We start from the raw sequence: 3,673 nt of genomic DNA, 5'->3' as shown, positions 1-3,673 counted from the left end.
CCGGGGGGGTCGTCGGCGACGGCGGGGCCGACGGTGAGGGTGGTCACCGTGACGAGGGTGGCGGCGAGGACCGCGAGGCGGTGGGGAGTGGTGGTGGTCATGGCGGCAGCACCTCAGGAGAGTTTGATGGTGCCGGTTCGGAACGTGGGGAGTTGGAAGGTCACCTCGGTGGTGCTGGCCGGCGGTGCCGGGAACTGCAGGAATACGGCTGTTGAGCGACCCGGGCCGAGGTCGGCGAGGCCGGATGTGGTCAGCGGGCGGCCGTCCGTGTCACGGAGGACGTAGTAGCGCTTCTTCTCGACGGAGTCGACGAGGGTCGCGCCACCGAGTGAGTCTCCGTGTTTGACGATCTCCACTTCGTCGCCCGCCACTTGCGCGGGAATGACGCTCGTCGCGTCGGACGTGTTGGCCAGCTTGCCGCTCACGGTCAGAAAGCCCCCGGCATCCCGTTTGGCTGACTGGATGGTGAGCTCAAGCCCGTTCTGCCCCTTGAGTACGGCCAGCACCTCGGAGGGCTCCTCGGTCTGCGTCTTCTTGCCGTCCTCGGTGCCCGCGGGGGTCCGGGAAGGTGAGGAGGCAGTGTTCTTGGGGGGCTCGTCCTCGCTGCCGCAGCCGGCGACGCCGAGGACGAGAGCCGCAAGGACGACGGCGATCGCCCCTCTGCGGGTCTGCGTTGCGTACCGAGCGCTCATGGGTCGGGGTTCCTTCGCTTGTCAGTCGGCCAGTCGAACGGTGAAGAGATCGGCGGCGCTCGGCAGCCTCGGGTCCTCTGGGTCGATCTCCCAGGCGACGCCGTGACAGGTGAGTCCGAGAATGGGGCTGGGCTCTGTCGGAGTCGGTGTCGGCGTGGGTGTCGGGTCCGGGCTGGTGGGGTCCGGCGACGGCTCCTCCGGCTCCGGTGTGGGCTCGGGCGCCTCGAAGGTACAGCGGGGTTCGATGACCGCCGAAGCCGTTGCGGTGGCGTGTTGCTTCTCCGTGCCGGGGACGACGGACGCACCGACGGTGTTCAGGGTGCGGACTTCCACGCTGAAGCCTTCTCGGTCGGGGAGAAGGTCGCAACGGTCGCCCCAGAGGGTTGCTTCGTTCTTCGCAGCGAAGGAGGCTGCCTGTCGGCAGGCGGCGGATGGGTCGTACCTCTCGCCGTCGACGTACTCACCCCATCGAGAGGGGTCGAGGATCACGTCGAGCCAGCCGTCTCGAAGTTGTTCCCGTGCGTCCTGGGCTGCTGCCAGCGCGGCCGCATCGGCAGCGGTCTGGGCGCCGTTGCGCGTAGCTCCCGCTTGCCCTACTGCGAAGTAGGCGAACGCAAGGAAGAGCAGGCCCGCCACCACCACGATGTAGATGGGGAAGGCCTGCCCGGAGTCGTCGGTTGAACGACTGGTCACTCGCCTCCGCCACCGCCGGTGAGGCTGGCGATCTTCGTGCTGATCGCGTTCTTGATGCTCTGACCGATGCTGGTGCCCGAGATCGCCACCACGATCGCCACCACCACCACGATGATCCCCAGGTACTCGACCGCCGTCTGTCCCCGGTCGCCGTCCTGTGCCCGTCGTCGTCCCCCGTGTCGCGCCGTGTCGCGCGCCCAGCTCGACAGGTGAACCTTGGCCTTGGTCACGGCCCTCAGTAGCGTGTCGTTCATCCTGACCTCCTCTGGGTTCCTGCTTGTCGGTGCCGTTGTCGGCTCCGGCACGGTATGCCCGGGGTCGTGGGGGCGAACAGGGTCCAGGGGCCCAAAGGTGGTGGGGGGTGGTCATGTTGCCGTCCTTGTGCCGAGCCAGGCTGCTATGGCTTCGCTGCGGGTGCGGCTGTGGAGTTTGGCGAAGATGCGGTTGATGTGGTTCTTGACCGTCTTCTCGCTGATGAAGCAGGTGTCGGCGATCTGGCGGTTGCTCATGCCCGATGCGATCAGGTCCATCACTTCCGCCTCCCTCACACTCAGTCCAAACTGTCCCACATTCCGTTGCGCTTGCGAAGATGGAATCCCAAAACGCAATGAATTCGGGATGCTTGGCACGGGCAAACCGTGTGCAGTCGCACCCCTGACCACGCCGAGCAGGGCGTTGGCCGCGGTCGGGGTGAAGTGGGCGCGGCCGGCTCGGACGTCGCGGACGGCGGTCACCAGTTCCTCGGCGGTGAACTCGCCGTGGACCAGGTAGCCGCCCGCCCCCAGGCGCAGTGCCTCGCGGACCACGGCGCTCTCGCCGGTGTAGGTCAGCATCATCACCGGGGCGAGGCGGACCAGGCAGGGCAGGGCGGCGAGGCCGTCGAGTTCGGGCATGCGGACGTCGAGGAGGACGACGTCCGGGCGGAGGCGTTCGGTCTCGGTGACCGCGGTGCGGCCGTTGGTGGCTTCGGCGACGACCTCGATGTCGGGGCGGCCGCCGAGGAGGGCCGTCAGTCCCGCGCGGACGACCGGGTTGTCGTCCGCGACCAGCACTCTGAGTGTCATACGCCGACCGTCCTGCCTACCGGGAGCTCCAGGCGGACCTCCGTGCCCGTCGCGGCGGCGCCGCGTCCGATCCTGATGCGGGCTCCGACGCCGGCGGCTCGTTCCACCATGCCGACGAGGCCGAAGTGGCCGGTCCTGCGAAGGCCGTCGAGGGTGGTGCCGGGTGGGAGGCCGGGGCCGTCGTCGCGGACGCTGATGCGCAGCAGGCCGTCGTGGACGCCGGCGGAGACGTCGATGCGGGTGGGGTGGGCGTGCCGGCCGGCGTTCTCCATCGCTTCGGTGGCGATGGTGAGCAGTTGGCGTGCCACGGGGTACGGGACGGGCGGCGCGGTCTGGTGGCCGCTGCCGTGGTAGGCGGCGGTGATGCCGGAGCGACGGGTGAAGTCGCGTACGCGGTCGGCGAGTTCGGCGGTGACATCGACGTCTCCGGTGCCGTGGCCGGTGTAGGTCTGGCGGCGCAGGTCGGCGAGGAGTTCGCGGGTCTCGGCGGCGGCGCGGCGGGCGGAGCGGGCGACGAGTCCGGCTTGGTCGCGGAGGGTCTGGGGGCCGTCGGTGGCGGCGAGGCCGTCGGCCGCGAGGGCGAGGCCGTGGAGGGTGGTGGCCACGGAGTCGTGCATCTCGCGGGCGAGGCGGGCGCGTTCTTCTTCGACGGCCTGGGCGGCGGCGAGGCGGGTGCGGACGTCGGTGAGGGCCTGGCCGGCGGCGCCGAAGCGGAGGAGGAGGTTGCCGAGGGTGACGCCGAGGGCGCCGGTGATGACGCAGAGGCCGGGGAGGAGGGTGGCTTCGCCGAGGCCGACGTCGGTGTGGTGGGGGTCGGCGGTGTGGATGGCGAGCAGGATCAGGGACTGGAGGCTGGCGAAGACGGCGGCGCCGCGCCAGCCGTAGCCGAGGCCGGCGAGGAGGGGGGTGCAGACGCTGACGTAGCCGAGGGTGCTCTGGGGTCCTGCGGTGACGAGGAGCAGGGAGCCGAGGAGGGTGTCGGCGGCGAGCAGGGTGGGGTGGGCGTGCCGGCCGGCGTTCTCCATCGCTTCGGTGGCGATGGTGAGCAGTTGGCGTGCCACGGGGTACGGGACGGGCGGCGCGGTCTGGTGGCCGCTGCCGTGGTAGGCGGCGGTGATGCCGGAGCGACGGGTGAAGTCGCGTACGCGGTCGGCGAGTTCGGCGGTGACATCGACGTCTCCGGTGCCGTGGCCGGTGTAGGTCTGGCGGCGCAGGTCGGCGAGG

The 3,673-nt window shown here is 70.3% G+C and carries 5 protein-coding genes; all 5 read right to left on the bottom strand.

Annotation, left to right across the window (positions count from 1 at the left end):
• Positions 1-113: 113 nt before the first annotated feature.
• The 5 genes from EAO71_RS36345 to EAO71_RS36325 all read right to left on the bottom strand — a co-directional run bounded on the left by EAO71_RS36345 (position 114) and on the right by EAO71_RS36325 (position 3,567).
• Entirely contained in the window at positions 114-692 is a 579-nt protein-coding gene (locus EAO71_RS36345; RefSeq protein ID WP_147982059.1) for a hypothetical protein, read from the bottom strand.
• Between the two features lie 21 nt (positions 693-713).
• On the bottom strand, positions 714-1,385 hold the full coding sequence (locus EAO71_RS36340; RefSeq protein ID WP_147982058.1) for a pilus assembly protein TadG-related protein: 672 nt from the start codon (positions 1,383-1,385) through the stop codon (positions 714-716).
• A complete protein-coding gene (locus EAO71_RS36335; RefSeq protein WP_187282979.1) occupies positions 1,382-1,639 on the bottom strand; it encodes a Flp family type IVb pilin in 258 nt (85 codons plus the stop codon). The genes EAO71_RS36340 and EAO71_RS36335 overlap by 4 nt, the downstream gene beginning before the upstream one ends.
• Before the next feature lie 111 nt (positions 1,640-1,750).
• Positions 1,751-2,449, bottom strand: coding sequence for a response regulator (locus EAO71_RS36330; RefSeq protein ID WP_147982057.1), 699 nt, complete (start codon positions 2,447-2,449; stop codon positions 1,751-1,753).
• Complete coding sequence (locus tag EAO71_RS36325; protein WP_261992522.1) at positions 2,446-3,567, bottom strand: sensor histidine kinase; 1,122 nt, start codon at positions 3,565-3,567, stop codon at positions 2,446-2,448. The genes EAO71_RS36330 and EAO71_RS36325 overlap by 4 nt, the downstream gene beginning before the upstream one ends.
• Between the last annotated feature and the right edge of the window lie 106 nt (positions 3,568-3,673).

This window comes from Streptomyces sp. MS191, from assembly GCF_008042125.1.
GTDB lineage: Bacteria > Actinomycetota > Actinomycetes > Streptomycetales > Streptomycetaceae > Streptomyces.
The sequence above is the reverse complement of the archived record's forward strand: the minus strand, read 5'-3'. Positions and strand labels throughout refer to the sequence as shown.